Annotated in this window: 17 protein-coding genes and 1 pseudogene; 12 read left to right on the forward strand and 6 right to left on the reverse strand. The window is 72.9% G+C overall.

Annotated elements, in window-relative coordinates; genetic code table 11:
- Positions 1-201 precede the first annotated feature (201 nt).
- Together DJ476_RS21395 and DJ476_RS21400 are read left to right on the forward strand one after the other, a co-directional pair.
- Complete coding sequence (locus DJ476_RS21395) at positions 202-1,047, forward strand: MurR/RpiR family transcriptional regulator (protein WP_167480396.1); 846 nt, start codon at positions 202-204, stop codon at positions 1,045-1,047.
- A gap of 231 nt (positions 1,048-1,278) precedes the next feature.
- Positions 1,279-1,818, forward strand: a complete 540-nt coding sequence (locus DJ476_RS21400; protein WP_103418554.1) for a hypothetical protein — start codon at positions 1,279-1,281, stop codon at positions 1,816-1,818.
- A 16-nt stretch (positions 1,819-1,834) separates the two neighbouring features.
- Here the strand turns inward: DJ476_RS21400 and DJ476_RS21405 are convergent, their stop codons facing one another.
- The 5 genes from DJ476_RS21405 to DJ476_RS21425 form a co-directional block, all read right to left on the reverse strand.
- Positions 1,835-2,209 carry a roadblock/LC7 domain-containing protein gene (locus tag DJ476_RS21405; protein WP_070204966.1) on the reverse strand — a complete coding sequence of 125 codons (375 nt, stop codon included), beginning with the start codon at positions 2,207-2,209 and terminating at the stop codon, positions 1,835-1,837.
- Positions 2,210-2,323: 114 nt separating this feature from the next.
- Entirely contained in the window at positions 2,324-2,791 is a 468-nt protein-coding gene (locus DJ476_RS21410) for a roadblock/LC7 domain-containing protein (RefSeq protein WP_053560962.1), read from the reverse strand.
- A gap of 38 nt (positions 2,792-2,829) precedes the next feature.
- Complete coding sequence (locus DJ476_RS21415; RefSeq protein WP_070204967.1) at positions 2,830-3,642, reverse strand: helix-turn-helix domain-containing protein; 813 nt, start codon at positions 3,640-3,642, stop codon at positions 2,830-2,832.
- Positions 3,639-4,052 carry a hypothetical protein gene (locus tag DJ476_RS21420; RefSeq protein WP_019761232.1) on the reverse strand — a complete coding sequence of 138 codons (414 nt, stop codon included), beginning with the start codon at positions 4,050-4,052 and terminating at the stop codon, positions 3,639-3,641. The genes DJ476_RS21415 and DJ476_RS21420 overlap by 4 nt, the downstream gene beginning before the upstream one ends.
- Before the next feature lie 154 nt (positions 4,053-4,206).
- Positions 4,207-5,592 (reverse strand): APC family permease, encoded by a 1,386-nt coding sequence (locus DJ476_RS21425; protein WP_112491320.1) that lies wholly within the window; start codon positions 5,590-5,592, stop codon positions 4,207-4,209.
- Between the two features lie 133 nt (positions 5,593-5,725).
- Between DJ476_RS21425 and hutU the strand changes: the two genes are divergently transcribed.
- The 4 genes from hutU (at position 5,726) to hutI (ending at position 11,566) form a co-directional block, all read left to right on the forward strand.
- On the forward strand, positions 5,726-7,384 hold the full coding sequence (gene hutU / locus DJ476_RS21430) for a urocanate hydratase (protein WP_112491321.1): 1,659 nt from the start codon (positions 5,726-5,728) through the stop codon (positions 7,382-7,384).
- A complete protein-coding gene (locus DJ476_RS21435) occupies positions 7,384-8,901 on the forward strand; it encodes an allantoate amidohydrolase (protein WP_404827529.1) in 1,518 nt (505 codons plus the stop codon). Before hutU ends, DJ476_RS21435 begins: the two co-directional genes overlap by 1 nt.
- On the forward strand, positions 8,892-10,331 hold the full coding sequence (locus tag DJ476_RS21440; protein WP_277627677.1) for a formimidoylglutamate deiminase: 1,440 nt from the start codon (positions 8,892-8,894) through the stop codon (positions 10,329-10,331). The genes DJ476_RS21435 and DJ476_RS21440 overlap by 10 nt, the downstream gene beginning before the upstream one ends.
- 62 nt (positions 10,332-10,393) lie before the next feature.
- The gene (gene hutI / locus DJ476_RS21445) at positions 10,394-11,566 is read left to right on the forward strand and encodes an imidazolonepropionase (protein WP_112491322.1); all 1,173 of its coding nucleotides are present in this window, start codon (positions 10,394-10,396) and stop codon (positions 11,564-11,566) included.
- Between the two features lie 95 nt (positions 11,567-11,661).
- On the opposite strand, the gene DJ476_RS21450 is transcribed toward hutI, so the two are convergent.
- A complete protein-coding gene (locus tag DJ476_RS21450; protein ID WP_103418558.1) occupies positions 11,662-12,633 on the reverse strand; it encodes an RNA polymerase sigma factor SigF in 972 nt (323 codons plus the stop codon).
- Positions 12,634-12,920: 287 nt separating this feature from the next.
- On the opposite strand from DJ476_RS21450, the gene DJ476_RS21455 reads away from it, so the two are divergent.
- The 6 genes and pseudogenes from DJ476_RS21455 to DJ476_RS21480 all read left to right on the forward strand — a co-directional run bounded on the left by DJ476_RS21455 (position 12,921) and on the right by DJ476_RS21480 (position 18,566).
- Positions 12,921-13,289, forward strand: coding sequence for an STAS domain-containing protein (locus DJ476_RS21455; protein ID WP_029395800.1), 369 nt, complete (start codon positions 12,921-12,923; stop codon positions 13,287-13,289).
- Between the two features lie 216 nt (positions 13,290-13,505).
- A pseudogene (locus DJ476_RS21460) lies at positions 13,506-13,996 on the forward strand (ATP-binding protein).
- A 178-nt stretch (positions 13,997-14,174) separates the two neighbouring features.
- On the forward strand, positions 14,175-14,924 hold the full coding sequence (locus tag DJ476_RS21465; protein ID WP_112491323.1) for a peptidase: 750 nt from the start codon (positions 14,175-14,177) through the stop codon (positions 14,922-14,924).
- Between the two features lie 128 nt (positions 14,925-15,052).
- Positions 15,053-16,036, forward strand: a complete 984-nt coding sequence (locus DJ476_RS21470) for a hypothetical protein (RefSeq protein ID WP_381247262.1) — start codon at positions 15,053-15,055, stop codon at positions 16,034-16,036.
- On the forward strand, positions 16,033-17,133 hold the full coding sequence (locus DJ476_RS21475; protein WP_112491324.1) for a hypothetical protein: 1,101 nt from the start codon (positions 16,033-16,035) through the stop codon (positions 17,131-17,133). Before DJ476_RS21470 ends, DJ476_RS21475 begins: the two co-directional genes overlap by 4 nt.
- Positions 17,130-18,566, forward strand: a complete 1,437-nt coding sequence (locus tag DJ476_RS21480) for a hypothetical protein (RefSeq protein ID WP_112491325.1) — start codon at positions 17,130-17,132, stop codon at positions 18,564-18,566. The genes DJ476_RS21475 and DJ476_RS21480 overlap by 4 nt, the downstream gene beginning before the upstream one ends.
- Positions 18,567-18,658: the final 92 nt, after the last annotated feature.

Raw genomic sequence — 18,658 nt, forward strand, 5'->3', positions numbered from 1 at the left:
CGACGGCCCCGAACACGGGGGCTAACCCCCGTATTTCCCGGGGAGGAAGCCGCCCCTCCACCCGCTGCATATGGACATGCAGGAGCCTTCCTGGCTGAATGGATCCGTCGGCGCCGATCAGGGCACGACGGATCCGGCCACGGGATTCGGCAACGGACCCTGCGGCGGATCCGGCAGGAGAACGCCCAGCAAGGGGACAGCATGAGTGGGAGCAGCCCCGCCGCGCGGTTGCAGCGGCTCTTCGAGGGGCACCGGCTCACGCCCACCCAGCGGCGCATCGCGCACTGCATGGTCCGCCGGGCGTCCGACGCGCCGTTCCTCTCCAGCGTCGAGCTGGCCGAGCTGGCCGGGGTCAGCCAGCCCTCCGTCACTCGCTTCGCCGTCGCCCTCGGCTTCGACGGCTACCCGGCGCTCCGCCGCCACCTGCGCGAGGTCGCCCCCGCGGACGCGGAGCAGGAGGAGGCGGGGGAGACGTACAACGAGTACCAGCAGGCCGTCCGCGCCGAGATCGAGAACCTCCAGCACCTCTCCGACCTGCTGGCCGACCCCGGCCCCGTGGAGCGGGCGGGGCGGCTGCTCGCCGGATCCCGGCCGCTGCCCGTGCTGGGGCTGCGCGCGGCCTCCTCGCAGGCACGCGGCTTCGGGTACTTCGCCGCCAAGGTCCACCCCGACGTCCGGGTCCTCGACGAGGGCGGCTCCATGCTCCTGGACCGCATCGACTCCGCCCGCCGGGCCGGTGCCACCGCCCTCATGTGCTTCGCGCTGCCCCGCCACCCCAAGGAGTCCGTGGAGGCGCTGGCGTACGCCGGAGCGCAGGGGCTCACCGTCGTGACCGTTGCCGACTCCGCCTTCGCCCCGGTCGCCAAACACAGCGACCTCCTCCTCCCGGCGGCCATCGGCTCCGGCCTCTCCTTCGACACCGTCTGCGCCCCGATGCTGCTGGGCCGGGTGCTGCTGGAGGCGATGTGCGACGAACTCCCCGAGGCCCAGGCGCGGCTGGAGGAGTTCGACGTACGGGCGGCGGCGCGCGGGCTGTTCGTGGAGTGACCGGACCCCGGTACGGGCGGCGGTGCGGGTTCTGATCCTGGATCGACCGGACTTCCGTACCGGTGGCGGTGGCCCGGCGTCTGTCCTGGACCGGGCCCCGGGCCACCGGATTCTCACGGGCCCCTCATCTGCGGCCGCTAATCTCCGCGCCCGGAACGGAGACCGGGCCGGAGAGGCCCGTGGTGAGAGAGGGGTGCGGACGTGGGACGTGGAGGGCAGTCGCTGGCGCGGGTGGCCGTGATCGTACGGGCCGGTGCGGCGCCGCTGTGGTGCGCCGGGCTGGTGGCCGCCGTCGCGGGGGCGTTCGTCCCGGGGCTGACCGGGCGCCGGATCGGGCTGCTGGCCGGGGCCGCGCTCTTCATCGTCACGGCGGCGGCCGTGGCCCTGGCGCGCGGCGGGCGGTACGCGGAGCTGGCCCGGGGAGCCGCACGGGCCGGGCGCGGCGACTTCCTCCAGGACCGGGCCGTGACCGTACGGGGGTGGCGGCGCGGGCGCCGGTGGTGGCTGCTGGGGGCGTTCGTGGTGGCCGTGGCCTCCTCGTTCGCGCTGCCGGGCGCCGGCGGGCTGGTCCTCGCGGGCGCGGGGGCCGGACTCTGGGCGAAGGCCGTACGGATCGGGCAGCGGGAGCGGCGGGACGACGTCCTGTACTGGGTGCGCACCGACTGGGCCGGGCACGGCAGTCCGGCCGCCAAGGGCGTGCACGGGCACCGGACGACGGGTCCGGCGGCGGGGGACGCCGCGCCGGGCGGGGCGCGGCGTCGCCGCCGGTGAGCGGAGCCGGAGGGGCTCAGATCTCCAGCTCGGCCTCGATCTTCTTGAGCTGGTGGCGGGCCATCGCGAGGTTGGCCCGGCTCGCGTCCAGCACCAGGTAGAGGAAGAGGCCGTTGCCGCCACGGGTCTTGAGCAGCCGGATCAGGTGGTACTGGGTGCCCAGCGTGATGAGGATGTCCTCGATCTCGTCCTTGATGCCCAGGTGCTCCATCGTGCGGAGCTTGGCCCGGATCACATCGGTGTTGCCCGCGGCGGCGACCTCCAGGTTGAAGTCCTTGCCGCCGCCGAGCGTGCCCAGGGCCATCCCGCTCGTGTAGTCGACGAGGGCGACACCCGTGGTGCCCTCGATCGAGCTCATCGCATCCTTCAGTGCCGCTTCGGTGTTCGCCATGGAGGCTCGTTTCCTTTCCGTGGCCGGTCGCGGTGACCGGGTCCGTTTCCGCGTGAGTGGCATGGGTGTGGTGGGTGGTGGGGGTGCGTGCGTGTGGAGGGAGGGGAGGAGCGGTTACGTGGGGCGCTGCGGGAGCGTGCGGTTCTGGGTGGTGCGCGCCGGGGCGGTACGGGGCATGGGGGGCGTGCGCTCGACGCGTTCCAGGGCGGAGTCGACGAGTTCGCCGATGCGGGCGCCCGCGCGGCGGCCCTCCAGATGGAGCCGGCCGACGTTGATGCGGTCCTCGGCCAGCAGGGTCAGGACGGCGGAGGAGCCGGCGGCGTAGGTGGCGATGTAGCCGCTCCCGCCGCGGACCAGGAGTTCCCGGAAGCCGCCGCGGCCGGTGGCCTCCGTCATCCGGATCGAGACGCCGAGCGCGGCGGCGGTGAGGGCGGCGACGCCCTCGGCCTCGATGCCCGGGGTGTCATGGGCCAGGACCAGGCCGTCGGTGGAGGCGGCCAGCGCTCCGGAGAGGAGGGGCACCCGGGCCCGTAACCGCTGCAGCTCGTCGAGGACACTCCGCGTCTCGGCCTCGGGAACCATCAGCTGTCTCCTCCCGGCACGCTGTCTGAGCGCGCGTATCACAGGGCCTCCAATGCGTCTCGGAGCCGGCGCAGCAGGGCGATGTCGGGGTCGGCCGTCACCTCGGGGAGCGTGATCCGGCCGGCCGTCGTGGCGGTGGCGGGCAGCGGCTGCTCGCGGACCGCCTCCACCAGGCCGGCCGCGGCGAGCCGCCGCAGGTCGACCAGGATGTGGAACGCCGAACGGCCCAGGGCCTGGGCGATGTCGGAGGCCGTACGGACGCCGTCGGCCAGCTCCAGGACCGCGCGCTGGCGGTACGGTACGGGGCCGGCGCCCGGGTGGGCCGCCCTCCCCAGGACGGGGGCGCTGTCGCAGGCGGCGTCGGGCCAGATCCGGTCCAGCAGCTCCCGTCGGCGCAGGGTCTCGCGCTGGACGGCGGCCACCGGGACCGGCCGCACCGGCCCGATCCAGTGGGACACCCCGTAACGGAAGCGGGCGGGGGTGCCGGTCGGGGCGAGGGCGAAGAACGCGGCGTCGTACAGTGCGCCCAGGTGGCACAGCTCCAGCGCGCCGCCGGGCACATGGCCGCTGTCGACGAGATAGCGGCCGACCCGCTGTCCGGCCCCGGCCTGCGCCACCGCGTCCCACCACCCCTCGTGGCGCAGGGTGCCGCCGGTGGTGAGGAGCACGTCGATGCCGGGGGTGGCGGGGCTCTCGGCGTGGACCACCTGGCCGTCGGCGAGGTAGAGCGTGCCGCGGTCGCGCATCAGGGCGCCGGTGGCCCGTTCGGCGGCGAGGCGCTGGAGCATCGGGGAGAGGACCGGGAGCCGGTCCGTCTCGGGGGCGCCGGGGTCGGCGGCTATCGCGCTCACGCCAGCACCAGCCGCTCGGCCAGCTCGCCCAGGCGTAACCGGGCCATCGCGAGATTGCCCTCGGAGCGGCTCAGCCAGAGGTGGAGGAAGACGCTGCTGTCGAAAGCCGTCTCGACGAAGCGGAGCATGTGGTAACCGTCTTGGGTGGTGACGATGACGTCCTCGACGGCGGTGCCCGGCGCTTCCCCGGAGCGGTCGGCGGAGTCCCCTGCCACCAGGCGGGCGAAGGCGGGCTGTTCGGCGGTCATCCGGGCGACCTCTGCCGTCTCGGCCGCCGTCGCCTCGTGGTCGCCGTTGGGGGATTCGCCGATGGTGCCGAGCGCGAGGCCGCTCGTCCAGTCGACCACCGAGGCGCCACGGGCGCCGGGCAGCCTCATGACTTCGAGCAGGCACTCGTCGATTCCGGGCACGCGGGTTCCCCTCCCGAAGCGGCGTACGGCTGTGACCCTGAGGCTACGCAACGTACTCACGGCAGGTGGAAGTTCTGGCATTTTCCTTTGGTACATGCTCCGCAGGGTGTAAAGGAGCGGCCGAAATGCGTTGGCCGGGAAGCGGTGTGACGGATCATCGGTCCGCCGCCGCGCCGGACTTCTCGCGGGCCGTCATCACCGCCTTGTTCACCGCCCAGAGCCCGATGCCGATCAGCAGCAGGATCCCGGCGCGTACGTAGACGTCCGAGCCCCGGTCCGCGAGCGGGCTCGCCAGGACGAGCGAGGTGAGCGCGCCGAGGACGGGCAGGGCGGTCGGCGTACGGAAGTGGCGGTGCGCCACGCGGTCTTTGCGCAGGACCAGTACGGCGATGTTGACCACGCCGAAGACGCAGAGCAGCAGGAACGAGGTGGTGTCCCCGAGCCCCTCGATCTCGCCGGTGGAGACCAGGCCGATCGCCAGCAGGGAGACGAAGACGATGCCGACCCAGGGGGTGCGCCGGCCCGCCAGGACCTTGCCCATCGTGGGCGGCAGGATGCGTTCGTTGGCCATGCCGTAGCAGAGCCGGGAGGCCATCATCAGGTTGATCAAGGCCGAGTTGGTGACAGCGAACAGGGCGATCAGGGCGAAGAGTTTCGGCGGAAAATCGACGCCGCCCGCCTTCACCACCTCCAGGAGCGGACCGCTGGACTCCGCCAGGGTGCGGGAGTCGACCAGGAGGGAGGAGACCAGGGCGACCAGGATGTAGATGGTGCCGGTGACGGCCACGCCGATGAAGATGGCCCGGGGGAAGTTGCGGGCGGGGTCCTTGGTCTCCTCCGCCATGTTGACCGAGTCCTCGAAACCCACGAAGGCGAAGAAGCCGAGCGCGGTGGCGCCGAGCACCCCGGTGAGCAGGGCGTATCCCGTGCCGCCGGTCTCGATCTGGGTCAGCCGGGAGGGCTCCCCGTCCCCGCTCAGCACGGCGTACGCGCCGATCGCCAGGATCACCGCCAGCCCGCTGACCTCCACCAGGGTCAGGACGACGTTGGCCTTCACCGACTCGGAGACCCCGCGCAGATTGATCGCGGCCAGCGCGAGGATGAACAGGATCGCGATCAGGGTCGGCGGCACCGCGTCGGTGAACTCGCCCAGGTAGTCGCCGCTGAACGCCCGGGCCGCCGCGCTCGCGGAGGAGAGGCCCGAGCACATGACCATGAAGGCGACGACGAAGGTGAGGAAGGGGGCCTTGAACGCCTTCTGGGTGTAGAGCGCGGCCCCGGCCGCCTTCGGATACTTGCCGACCAGCTCCACGTACGAGGCCGCCGTCAGCAGCGCCACGACGAACCCGATCGCGAACGGCAGCCAGAGCGCACCGCCCACCTTGCCCGCCACGTCCCCGGTGGTGGCGTAGATGCCGGTGCCCAGGATGTCCCCGACGACGAAGAGGATCAGCAGCTTGGGGCCGAGCGCCCGCTTGAGGGGCGGTGAGCCCTCGGGTGCCTCGGGGGAGGGGGTGCCGGGTGTGGCGGGGGTGCTCATCGGTGCCTCCGGGGCGGGCTGCGACGGGTCGGGAGACGCTTTCCCGGACGCGGCACGGACCGCACCTGTTGACTACGACTATTCAGCGCCTCAGGATGTGAATATCTAGTCATCGTCGCGAGGAGGCACCGCCATGTCAGGACCCCGCCCCGTACGAGCACCGCGCGGCAGCGCCCTCAGCGCCCTGGGATGGCAGCAGGAAGCCGCCCTGCGCATGCTCCAGAACAACCTGGACCCCGAGGTCGCCGAGCACCCCGACAAGCTCGTCGTCTACGGCGGTACGGGCAAGGCGGCCCGCGACTGGCGCTCGTTCGACGCGATGGTCCGTACGTTGCAGACGCTCAAGCAGGACGAGACGATGCTCGTCCAGTCCGGGCGTCCGGTCGGTGTCATGCAGACCCACGAGTGGGCCCCGCGCGTCCTCATCGCCAACTCCAATCTGGTGGGCGACTGGGCCAACTGGGAGGAGTTCCGTCGCCTGGAGCAGCTGGGCCTGACCATGTACGGCCAGATGACCGCCGGGTCCTGGATCTACATCGGCACCCAGGGCATCCTCCAGGGCACCTACGAGACCTTTGCCGCCGTCGCCGCCAAGAAGTTCGGCGGCACGCTGGCCGGGACGATCACCCTGACCGCCGGGCTCGGCGGCATGGGCGGCGCCCAGCCGCTCGCCGTCACCATGAACGACGGCGTCGCCATCTGTATCGACTGCGATCCGCGCGCCATCGACCGCCGCATCGAACACCGCTACCTGGACGTGAAGGCCGACAGCCTGGAGCACGCCCTCCAGCTCGCCGTCGAGGCCCGCGACGCCCGCCGCCCCCTCTCCATCGGCCTCCTCGGCAACGCGGCGGAGCTGCTGCCCCGGATGCTCGTCGAGGGCGCGCCGATCGACATCGTCACCGACCAGACCAGCGCCCACGACCCGCTGGCCTACCTCCCGCTCGGCGTCGACTTCGACGACATGGCCACCCTCGCCGCCGAGAAGCCCGCCGACTTCACCCAGCGCGCCCGCGAGTCGATGGCCCGTCACGTCGAGGCCATGGTCGGCTTCATGGACGCCGGGGCCGAGGTCTTCGACTACGGCAACTCCATCCGCGGCGAGGCCCGACTCGCCGGGTACGACCGGGCCTTCGACTTCCCCGGCTTCGTCCCCGCCTACATCCGCCCCCTCTTCTGCGAGGGCAAGGGCCCCTTCCGCTGGGCCGCCCTCTCCGGCGAGGCGTCCGACATCCACAAGACGGACAAGGCGATCCTGGACCTCTTCCCGGAGAACGAGTCCCTGCACCGCTGGATCACGATGGCCGGCGAACGCGTCCACTTCCAGGGCCTGCCCGCCCGCATCTGCTGGCTCGGCTACGGCGAGCGCGACAAGGCCGGCGAGCGCTTCAACGACATGGTCGCGAGCGGCGAGCTGGCCGCCCCGCTCGCCATCGGCCGCGACCACCTGGACTGCGGCTCGGTCGCCTCCCCGTACCGCGAGACCGAGGCCATGCTCGACGGCTCCGACGCCATCGCGGACTGGCCGCTGCTCAACGCCATGGTCAACGTCGCCTCCGGCGCCTCCTGGGTCTCCCTCCACCACGGCGGCGGCGTCGGCATGGGCCGCTCCATCCACGCGGGCCAGGTCACCGTCGCGGACGGCACGAAGCTCGCGGGCGAGAAGATCCGCCGCGTCCTGACGAACGACCCCGGCATGGGCGTCATCCGCCATGTCGACGCGGGCTACGACATCGCGGAGTCGGTCGCCGCGGAGAAGGGCGTACGCGTCCCGATGACGGAGGACCACTGATGCCGACGGGCACACCGGGGGACCTGCCCGGGACCGGCGGTACGCCACGGGGCACGGCGGGCCCGCCGGACGGCAGGCGCAAGGGCGCGCCCCGGGGCACGGCGCCCGGCGCTCCCGCCTCCCCGGGGGCGCACCCGGGTACGCCGTCGAGCGCTCCCGCCTCCCCGGGCGCGCGCCCCGGTACGCCGTCGGGTGCCGCCGGGCCCGGCCCGGCGGCGGGCTCACCCCGGGGGGCCGCCGCGCCCTTCGGGGGGCCCGCGCCCCAGGGGCGTACAAGTGACTGGCGTACCGGCGACTCCTTCCTCTCCATGTGGCGCGAGCTGGCTCCTGTCGGCCGCCACCCCGACAGCGGCGGCTACCGCCGTTACGCCTGGTCGGCGGCGGACCTGGAGTGCCGGGCCTGGTTCCGGGCGCAGGCCGAGGCGCGCGGGCTCACCTACGAGACCGACCGCAACGGCAACCAGTGGGCCTGGCTCGGTGACCCCCTGGCCGGGAACGCCGTCGTCACCGGCTCGCACCTGGACTCCGTCCCCGACGGCGGCGCCTTCGACGGGCCGCTGGGCGTGGTCTCCTCCTTCGCCGCGCTCGACGAACTCCGTTCCCGGGGCGTGGCGTTCACCCGCCCCCTCGCCGTCACCAACTTCGGTGACGAGGAGGGCGCCCGCTTCGGCCTCGCCTGCGTCGGGTCCCGGCTCGCCGCCGGACAGCTCACCGTCGCGGACGCCCACCGCCTCAGGGACGCAGACGGGATCGCCCTGCCCGCCGCCATGGAGAGCGCCGGATACGACCCCGACACCATCGGCCCCGACCCCGAACGGCTCGCCCGGATCGGCGCGTTCGTCGAACTCCACGTCGAGCAGGGCCGCGCTCTTGACCTGACCGGCGACCCCGTCGGCATCGCCTCCGCCATCTGGCCGCACGGCCGCTGGCGGTTCGACTTCCGGGGCGAGGCCAACCACGCGGGCACCACCCGCCTCGTCGACCGCCGCGACCCCATGCTCACGTACGCCGAGACCGTGCTCGCCGCCCGCCGCGAGGCCGAACTCACCGGCGCCCTCGCCACCTTCGGCAAGATCGCCGTCGAGCCCAACGGCGTCAACGCCATCCCCTCCCTCGTCCGGGGCTGGCTCGACTCCCGCGCCGCCGACCAGGCCACCCTGGACGCCGTCGTCACCGGCATCGAGCGCGCCGCCCGGGAGTACGCCGACCGGGCCGGGATCGATCTCGACGTCGTACGGGAGTCGTTCACGCCCGTGGTCGAGTTCGAGCACGCCCTGCGGGACGAACTGGCCAAGATCCTGGAGGGGAGCGGCGACACGGGGCGTCCCGTCCCCGTCCTCGGCACCGGCGCGGGCCACGATGCGGGTATTTTGTCCGCCTCGGTGCCCACCGCCATGCTCTTCGTACGGAACCCCACCGGCATCTCGCACTCCCCGGCCGAACACGCCGCCGAGGACGACTGCGTGGCCGGGGTGCGGGCACTCGCCGACGTACTGGAAGGTCTCGCGTGCAGCTGACGAACCGGACCGCCGAGACGGCACGGGCCGCGGAGAGGGCAGGGACCGCGCAGGCACCACGGACCGCCGAGACGGCACGGGCGGCGGGCGGGCCCGTCACCGCGACGTACTGGATGGACCACGCCTGGCTCGGGACCCATGTGGAGCCCGATGTCACCGTGGAGGTCGCCGGGGGCCGGATCGCCGGGGTCAGGACCGGGGTGCAGACGCCCCCGCCCGGCGCCACCGTGCTGCGCGGCCTGACCCTCCCCGGCCTCGCCAACACCCACTCCCACGCCTTCCACCGGGCCCTGCGCGCCACCGTCCAGGTGGGCACCGGGACCTTCTGGACCTGGCGCGAGCTGATGTACCAGGTGGCCTCCCGGCTCACCCCGGACAGCTACTTCGACCTGGCCCGTGCCACGTACGCCGAAATGGCCCTGGCCGGGATCACCGCCGTCGGGGAGTTCCACTATCTGCACCACGCGCCCGGCGGCACGCCATACGCCGACCCCAACGCCATGGGGGAGGCCCTCATCGCGGCGGCGGCCGAGGCGGGCATCCGGATCACCCTGCTGGACACCGCCTACCTCGCGGCCGGCTTCGGGGAGCCGCCCAACCGGCACCAGCTCCGCTTCTCCGACACCACCGCCGACGCCTGGGCCGAGCGCGCCTCCCTCCTCAAGGGCGGTGACCACGCCCTGATCGGCGCCGCCATCCACTCCGTCCGCGCGGTCCCGGCGGACCAACTGGCCACCGTGGCGCGGTGGGCCGAGGAGCGGGAGGCCCCCCTCCACGTCCACCTCTCCGAACAGCTCGCGGAGAACGACGCCTGCCTGGCCGCCCACGGCCGCACCCCCACCCGGCTGCTGGCCGACCACGGGGTGCTGGGCCCCCGCACCACGGGCGTCCACAACACGCACCTCACCCAGGAGGACATCGCGCTGCTCGGCTCCTCCTCCACCGGCACCTGCATGTGCCCCACCACCGAACGCGACCTGGCGGACGGCATCGGCCCCGCCGTGGCCCTCCAGAAGGCGGGCTCGCCGCTCTCCCTGGGCAGCGACAGCCACGCCGTCATCGACCTCTTCGAAGAGGCGCGGGCGATGGAGCTGAACGAGCGGCTGCGCACCCACATCCGGGGCCACTGGACGGCCGCCGCCCTGCTCCGGGCCGCCTCCGCCGACGGGCACGCCGCGCTCGGCCGCCCCGACGCGGGCGTCCTGGAACCGGGTGCCCCCGCCGACCTGACGACCATCACCCTGGACTCCGTCAGAACGGCGGGACCGGTGCCCCGGCTGGCAGCGGAGACCGCCGTATTCGCCGCCTCCGCCGCCGATGTGCGGCACACGGTCGTGGCAGGGCGTCATATCGTCCGTGACGGCCGCCACACGCTGGTCGAGGACGTGCCCGGAGCGCTCGCGGCAGCCGTGGCCGCCCTGCACGGCTGACCGGCAGCCGTCGCACGCCCCTCACCCCAGCCCTCCCGGAACGCAAGGAGAACACTCTCCAGATGACGACCACCGCCGTCACCCACATCGCCAGCCTGGTCACCAATGACCCCTCCCTCGGCAACGGGACCCCCCTGGGCCTGATCCAGGACGCGGCCGTCGTCATCGACGGCGACCGCATCGTCTGGACCGGTGAATCAAGCAAAGCACCCGCCACTGACAACGTCCTCGACGCGGCGGGCCGGGCCATGATCCCCGGCTTCGTCGACTCCCACTCCCACCTGGTCTTCGCGGGCGACCGCACCCAGGAGTTCAACGCCCGGATGTCCGGGCAGCCCTACACCGCGGGCGGCATCCGCACCACGGTCGCCGCCACCCGCGAGGCCTCCGACGAGCAGCTCTCCGCCAACGTCGCCCACTACCTCGCGGAGGCCCTGCGCCAGGGCACCACCACCCTGGAGACCAAGTCCGGCTACGGCCTCACCGTCGAGGACGAGGCCCGCGCCCTGCGCATCGCCTCCCGCCACACCGACGAGGTCACCTACCTCGGCGCCCACGTCGTCTCCCCGGACTACGCCGACGACCCGGCGGGCTACGTCGACCTGGTCACCGGCCCGATGCTGGACGCCTGCGCCCCGCACGCCCGCTGGATCGATGTCTTCTGCGAGCGAGGCGCCTTCGACGGCGACCAGGCCCGCGCCATCCTCACCGCGGGCCGCGCCAAGGGGCTCCACCCCCGTATCCACGCCAACCAGCTGACGTACGGCCCCGGTGTCCAGCTCGCCGTGGAGCTCGACGCCGCATCCGCCGACCACTGCACCCACCTCACCGACGCCGACGTCGACGCGCTCGGCCAGGGCGACACGGTCGCCACGCTCCTCCCCGGCGCCGAGTTCTCCACCCGCGCCACCTGGCCCGACGCCCGCCGCCTGCTCGACGCGGGGGCCACGGTCGCGCTCTCCACGGACTGCAACCCCGGCTCGTCGTTCACCTCGTCCATGCCGTTCTGCATCGCCCTGGCCGTACGGGACATGGGGATGACCCCCGACGAGGCCCTCTGGTCCGCCACCGCGGGCGGCGCCGCGGCCCTGCGCCGCACCGACATGGGCCGCATCACCCCCGGCGCCCGCGCCGACCTGGTCCTCCTGGACGCCCCCAGCCACGTCCACCTCGCCTACCGCCCGGGCGTCCCGCTGGTCAGCGCGGTGTGGCGGGGCGGGCAGCGGGTGGAGTAGGCGGAGCAGCCGGTACGCACGGAAGGGCCCGCCCCCGGTACGCCGTCGCGTGACGTGCGTACGGGAGCGGGCCCTTCCGCTGAGAGCGCGGGCCGCTACTCCTCCACGGTCAGCCCCTTGCGGAGCTTGATCAGCGTCCGGGAGAGCAGGCGGGACACGTGCATCTGGGAGATGCCCAGCTCCTCGCCGATCTCCGACTGCGTCATGTTGCTGACGAAGCGGAGCGAGAGGATCATGCGGTCCCGCGAGGGCAGCGCGGCGATCAGCGGCTTCAGGGACTCGACGTACTCGATGCCTTCGAGCCCGTGGTCCTCGTAGCCGATGCGGTCCGCGAGGGCGCCCTCGCCGTCGTCCTCCTCGGGCTTGGCGTCCAGCGAGCTGGCGGTGTACGCGTTGCTCGCGGACATGCCCTCGACGACCTCGTCCGGGGTGATGCCCAGGCGCTCGGACAGCTCCGCCACGGTGGGCGCGCGGTCCAGCTGCTGGGAGAGTTCGTCCCCCGCCTTGGCCAGGTCGAGCCGGAGTTCCTGGAGCCGGCGCGGGACGCGCACGGACCAGCTGGTGTCGCGGAAGAATCGTTTGATCTCGCCGACGATGGTCGGCATCGCGAACGTCGGGAACTCGACACCGCGGCTCAGCTCGAACCGGTCGATCGCCTTGATCAGGCCGATGGTGCCGACCTGGACGATGTCCTCCATCGGCTCGCTGCGCGAGCGGAACCGGGAGGCGGCGAACTTGACGAGCGCGAGGTTCAGCTCGACGAGGGTGTTGCGGACGTACGCGTACTCGTGCGTGCCCTCTTCGAGGGATTCGAGGCGCTCGAAGAGCGTCTTCGACAGGGCCCTGGCGTCCAGGGCCCCCACTTCGGCGTAGGGCGGGATCTCGGGAAGTCCTTCGAGCCCCGTGAAGCCCTCAAGCCCCTCGCCGTGAGATTCGGGGGTGGTGCTGGTGGTGCCGGCGCGCGGGCCCGGGAGGGCGCTCGCGGACGGGGAGTCGGAATTGGTCGGTCCCTGAGGACATGCCGACGACGCGTCGCGGGTACGCGCTTCGTCGAGCCGGGGTGACATGGTTCTCCTCCATCGTTCTCGGCATATGGCTGCCGATGCCCATACGTGTTCCTGCGGTGAAGCGGCGCCTCCGAAGCCGGTCGTGATTTCAGGTGTCCCTCTACCATTACCCGGTTACTGCTGACAGTTACAAGCGCTAATTAACCGCATATGTCCGGTTTGTTGAGGTCTCCGACTACCGCGTGGCGTACGGAACGCGTACTGTTTTACGCACGTCGGCGGCAGCTCTGCATACAGCCGCACAGGCAGTGACGCGCACAGTGACGGACGGCGAAGAGGTACTGGGCATGGACCGCGGGACGGTCGGCAGTGCGAACCGGGGTCGGCTTCAGGTCGAGGCCCGGACCGAGGGGCGCAGCGAGGTCGTGACTCCGGTGGGTGAGCTGGATCACCACACCGCCGATCTGCTGCGGGAACCCCTGGAGAGCGCGGTCGAGCAAGGGCGATCACGTCTGGTGGTCGACTGCTCACGGCTGGACTTCTGTGACTCCACCGGGCTGAACGTGCTGCTCGGCGCCCGCCTCAAGGCGGAGGCGGCCGGGGGAGGCGTTCATCTGACCGGCATGCTGCCGGTCGTGGCGAGAGTCTTCGAGATCACCGGCGCCGAGGCGGTCTTCACCGTCCACGCCACCCTCGAAGACGCTTTGAACACCTAGATCGGGTGCGGCACGCCCCGCGCTGTGCCCGATGATGGCGGTGTTACGCGATCGACTGCCTGAAGTGGGTGTTGTAGCGGAGCGGCCGGGCAGGAGACACCCCGTCGGCATCCCGTAGGGACCAGGGATCCGGCACACTCGGTAACTGATCATTTCTGTTCAATGCGACATGGCGACATGGCGAACGACATGGCGAATCGGTGAGGTGAAGCGCTGATGAGCACCACCCGGCAGCATCCGCCGGGCGACCTCGGTCGCGAGCCGGAGGGAGCGGGCGCAGCCTCGCCCGTCCCGGCCGAGCGGCAGTGGCGCACGCTCTCACTCGGGCAGGCCAGCGGGATCGTTCCGTTGGCCCGTGATTTCGCCCGGCAGGCCCTGCACGACTGGGGGTGGCTCCCGGCGTCCAGCGCCGACCGCCGGGCCGCGGCCGAGGACGTCCTGCTGGTCGTCTCCGAGCTGGTGACCAACGCCTGTCTGCACGCGGAAGGCCCCGAGGAGCTGCGGATCGGCTGCACGCCCAAGGCGCTGCGCGTCGAGGTCGTCGACCGGGGGCCGGTCAGCCCGCCCCCCGTACGCCGCACCGCGCCGGCCGCCCCGGCGGGCACGGCATGTTCATCGTGCAGCGCCTCTGCCTGGACTGGGGCGTGCAGCGCACGCCGGACCGGCCGGGCAAGACCGTCTGGGCGGAGCTGGCCGCCCCCGCGTGACCGCGAAGCCACCCCGTACCACCGCATACGCCGAAGAGCGCGCCGATCCGGCGCGCTTTTTGTCTTCCCTCCATCAGGCCCCGGGCGTACCTTGAGCGACCGATCTGATGTGCCGTCAGCACAGCGTGCCCGCACCGGCCGTGGCGCGCGGCGGCGTCCGGCATGAGGGGAACACGAGGTGTCGAACCAGAAGCGGACAGCTCTCGCGCTGACGGCCACACTGACGACCGCGCTGGCGGGCTCGGTGGTCCTGATGGCCGCGCCCGCCGCCCACGCCGAGGTCGTGGACGTCAACTACCAGTGCGAGACGCCCATCGGGTCCAAAGGGGCCGTCTCGCCCATCGATATCAAGAGCGTCGCCAGCGGCGGCGGATACAGGCTCACCATGTCCTTCCAGAAGGGCGTCTCCTCCAGCCCGGTCGAACTGGGCAAGGGCGCCATGAACCCGAGCGCCGTGATCGAGGTGGGCGGCGCGGAGACGGGGAAGGTCCAGGTCTCGGGGCCCGCGAACGCGGAGGCGATTCCGGCCAACACCCCCATCAAGATCAGTGACTTGTCGGGGACGTACACACCGAGGAAGAGCGGCAAGGTCACCTTCACCGCCGGGGTGCTCACCATCAAGGCGCTCGGCACGGTGACGACCTGTACGCCGAAGAACAGCCCCGGGCCCTCCCTGACGCTCGACGTCGAAGGAGCGGGGGGCGGTTCGGGAGGTTCCGGCGGATCGACCGGTTCGGGAGGGTCGGGAGGTGCGTCGAGCGGAGGCGGAGCGACCGGTTCGGGAGGCGCCACCGGCGGGGGCGAACTGCCGAAGACCGGGCCGCTCGACTCGGTGGCGGCGCTCGGCACCCTCGGCGGGACCGTGCTGCTCACCGGGGCGGCCGGGGTGCTCTGGCTGACCCGGCGAGGACAGCGCCCCACGGGCTGAAGGCCGGACACGCCAGCGCGAGGGAGCCGCCGATGCCGCCCGTACCGCCTGTTCTTCCTGTTCCTTCCATGCCGTCCATGCCGTCCACGCCGTCCACGCCGTCCACGCCGTTCACACCGTTCGAACCGGTGCCTGTGCTGTCCGGCCTGTACGGACCGTACGGGCGCGGGGTCGCAGCCGTCCTGACGACGGCCCTCGTCGCCCTCCTGCTGGCGCTGCTCCCCGCCCCCGCCGCGGCGGCCGAGGGGGGCCCCGGCTGGACGGTCCGGCCCGCGGGCGGCGGGAGCGCCGGGCGGGACGTGCGGCCGTACGCGTATCTGGAGGGCGTCCCCGACTCGGTCCTCCGGGACCGGATCTCGGTCACCAACCCCGCCCGCACCCCGCTGACCGTACGGCTGCGGGGCGACGGCCGGGCCGGGCCATGGCTCCGGTTCGCGGCGCGGACGGTCACCGTCCCGGCCCGGACCCGCGCCGACGTGCCGTTCGCCCTCGCCCTGCCGGACAACGCGACCCCGGGTGACCTCGCGGGGGAGATCGTGGCGGCGGCGGGCGGGGGTACGGAGAGGCGCGTTCCGGTACGGGTACGGGTCGGCGGCCCCACTCTGGAGGCGCTCACCGTGGAGGACGTCGAGGTGTCGGGCGGAACCGTCCGGTACGCCCTGGTCAACCGGGGCAACACCCCGCTGCGGCCGCGGCTGGCCGTGCGCGCGGACGGGGTGTTCGGGGTGCTGCTGGACCGTCCGGAGCGGCCGCTGCCGCTGGAGCTGGCCCCCGGCCACCGGGTGGAGCTGACCGAACCCTGGCCGGACGCCCCGGCGTTGGACTCCGTCACCGTACGGCTCCGGGTCACCGCGGAGGGCGGGGCGCGGGGCGAGGCGGTGGCCTCGGCGGCGTACGTCCCGGTGGCGCCGGTCGCCGGGGGCGGGCTGCTGGCGCTCGGCGCGCTGGCGGTGCTCGGCACGGGGGCGTACCGACGGCGCCGCACCCGAGGCGAGCCCCAAGCCTCCACTCTGCCCCCGGCCTCCGCCATCCCGGCTCCCGCCGTGGTCGCTGAAGACGGCCGATCGCCCCGGCACCCCGGCCCCCTCGCGAGGACAGGAGCGGAATCGTGAAGCGGCGGCACCCCCGGGACCGGGCTCCCGCCCGGCGTACCGTAACGGCAACTCTCCTGCTCCTCCTGGCCGTTCTTCTGCCCCTCGTCACCGCCCCGGGCGCCGGCGCGACCGTGCGTGCGGCCGAGAGCGACCCCGCCGTGACCCTCTCCAAGAAGGAGGCGGGCAAAGGCGGCGAGATCACGGTCAAGGGCACCGGCTGGCGCCCCGAGGCGCTGCTGATGCTCCTGATCTGCGGCCGGTCCTCCCCGGAGCGGGGCGTGATCGGCGGCACCAACTCCTGCGCCAACGCCGACGGCCGGGCCGTCACCACGGACAGGAGGGGGGCGTTCAGCAAGAAGCTGCCGGTGGCCGAGCCGCCCGAACCCTGCCCCTGTGTGGTGCACGTGGCCACGGTGACCGGTGAACAGGCAGTGGTCGACGCGGTGTTCACGGTGGCGGGCCACCCCACGGCCGAACTGCCGCCCCCGGCCGACGAAGGGCGGCTCTCGGTGCTGGCCACTCCCCACCTGGAGGGCGAGAGCTCGCTGCTCACCTGGTTCGGGGCCCCGCCCGTACGGCAGTTGGTGGTCACCGTCGGCAACCCGGGGACCGCACCTGTGGAGGACCCCGTCTTCGAGATCGGCACCGCGCACGGCGTCTTCGCCCCGCAGTGGGAGGAGCGCCAGTGGCGCGGCACGGTCGCCCCCGGCGGCCGGGCCCAGGTCAGGCTGCCGGTCGAACTCTCCGCCGGCGCCCACGGCGACTACCAGGTCTCCCTGCGGTACGGGACGAAGCTGCTGGCCGAACAGCCGTGGCGGGTGAGCCGTCCGTGGGGCGTCACCCTCTTCTGGGTGCTGCTCTGCCTGGTCGTCCCGGCCGCCGTCTTCCGGATCGGCATGGCCGTCGTGGACAAGGTCCGCCCCCGCCCCACCGGCACCGCACCGCGCCACGCCCACCGCACCCCCGCACGGCCCACGGGCACGGGCAGCGGCACGGCCGCCCTGCCGTGGTTCACCCAGGACTCCGCACCGGCACAGCACCGGCGTTCCGCACCGTCGGAGAAACGACCCCCACCCACGACGAAGGGACACGTGTGGACACGCAACGGAGGATGAGCGCGGCGGCACTCGCGCTGGTGCTCGGCGGCGCGGGCATCGTCCTGGCCGCGAGCCCGGCGCAGGCCGCCGAGGTCAGTTACGCGACGGAGTGCGTTCCGCCGCCCATCTCGGGACTGCCGCCGGTCCAGGGCACCACCAAGGTGCTGCTGACCGCACCGGCCGAGGCGAAGGTCGGGGACGAGATCGAGGTCGTCTGGAGGACGGTCGAGGCCGCGTCGAGGAACCCGGACGTGCTGGACCTGGGCAAGGACACGGTGAAGCCCACCGGGACCATCACGCTGGGCGGCGCGGCGAGCGGGGAGCTGAAGCTGGAGGGGCCCCGGCAGAACCCGCCCATCCCCAAGAACAGCCCCATGCTGCTGCCCGACATGACGGCCAAGTTGACGCTGGAGACGGCCGGGGAGATCACGCTGACCCCGGGCGCGTACGCCATCAACGTCTCCAAGCCGATCTCCACCGACACCAAGTGCGCCCCGACGGAGACGGTTCAGCCGGGCGCCACGATCAAGGTGACGGACGGGGGCTCCGGCACGGGCGGCGCGGACACCGGCGGCAGTACATCCGGAGGTACCGACTCCGGTGGTACGACGACGGGCGGTACGGACGGCGGCGCCGACGCGGGAGGCACCACGACCTCCGGAGGCAGCGACTCCGGGGGCACCACCGGCGGCAACACATCCGGCGGCAGCACATCAGGCGACACCACCACCGGCGGCACGACATCGGGCGGTACGGACTCGGGCGGCGGCACCGGCGGCTCCGGTGGCGACACCGACTTCCCCGGCAAGGAGGTCTCCGTCGCCTACGCCTGCAAGACCCCCATCGGTGACAAGAACGCCACCTCCCCGGTCCGTATCAGCGCCAGGAAGAACGGCGGCTCGTACGACCTCACGGTGAAGTTCGGCAAGTCCGTCATGGACAGCCCGATCGACATCCCGGCCGACCAGGTCAAGCCGTCCATGGAGGTCAGGCTCGGCGGGGCGGACCAGGGCACGGTCACGGTCGAGGGGCCGCTGAACAAGGAGGTCATCAAGACCGGCGCCCCGATCGAGATCCCGGACCTCACCGGCACGTACAAGCCCGGCGCGAGCGGGAAGTCGACGCTCAGCCCGGGGGTCCTCACGGTGATGGCCGCCGGTACGACGACGACCTGCACCCCGCCCGCCGATGTCGCCGTCTCCCTGGAACTGGACACCTCCGCCCAGCCGGGCGGCGCGTCCGGCGGCTCGGGCTCCGACGGCGGAGCGGCAGCTTCCGGCGGCGGGACCGGTGGGACAGGCGGTACGGACTCCGGCGGCGGCCTCGCGGCCACTGGTGCCGAGAACGACGGCGCCCTGCGCGCGCTCGGCCTGGTCGCGGGCACGGCGATCCTGCTGGGCGGCGCGGTCTTCACGTTCACCCCGTGGCGCAGGCTGCGCGGCACGCGCTGAACACACAGGAGAGGCCCGGCACGTACGAAGGGCCGTCACACCGGAACGTTCCGGTGTGACGGCCCTTCGCCGTACGGTCCTACGAGGAGGAC

Source organism: Streptomyces bacillaris (genome assembly GCF_003268675.1).
Lineage (GTDB): Bacteria > Actinomycetota > Actinomycetes > Streptomycetales > Streptomycetaceae > Streptomyces > Streptomyces bacillaris.

Bases quoted from the DNA above. Each gene is read 5' to 3' on its own strand.
- DJ476_RS21395 (WP_167480396.1), top strand. From the start codon at position 202: ATGAGTGGGAGCAGCCCCGCCGCGCGGTTGCAGCGGCTCTTCGAGGGG.
- DJ476_RS21405 (WP_070204966.1), bottom strand. From the start codon at position 2,209: ATGGCGAACACCGAAGCGGCACTGAAGGATGCGATGAGCTCGATCGAG.
- DJ476_RS21410 (WP_053560962.1), bottom strand. From the start codon at position 2,791: ATGGTTCCCGAGGCCGAGACGCGGAGTGTCCTCGACGAGCTGCAGCGG.
- DJ476_RS21425 (WP_112491320.1), bottom strand. From the start codon at position 5,592: ATGAGCACCCCCGCCACACCCGGCACCCCCTCCCCCGAGGCACCCGAG.
- hutU (WP_112491321.1), top strand. From the start codon at position 5,726: ATGTCAGGACCCCGCCCCGTACGAGCACCGCGCGGCAGCGCCCTCAGC.
- DJ476_RS21435 (WP_404827529.1), top strand. From the start codon at position 7,384: ATGCCGACGGGCACACCGGGGGACCTGCCCGGGACCGGCGGTACGCCA.
- hutI (WP_112491322.1), top strand. From the start codon at position 10,394: ATGACGACCACCGCCGTCACCCACATCGCCAGCCTGGTCACCAATGAC.
- DJ476_RS21450 (WP_103418558.1), bottom strand. From the start codon at position 12,633: ATGTCACCCCGGCTCGACGAAGCGCGTACCCGCGACGCGTCGTCGGCA.
- DJ476_RS21455 (WP_029395800.1), top strand. From the start codon at position 12,921: ATGGACCGCGGGACGGTCGGCAGTGCGAACCGGGGTCGGCTTCAGGTC.
- DJ476_RS21480 (WP_112491325.1), top strand. From the start codon at position 17,130: ATGAGCGCGGCGGCACTCGCGCTGGTGCTCGGCGGCGCGGGCATCGTC.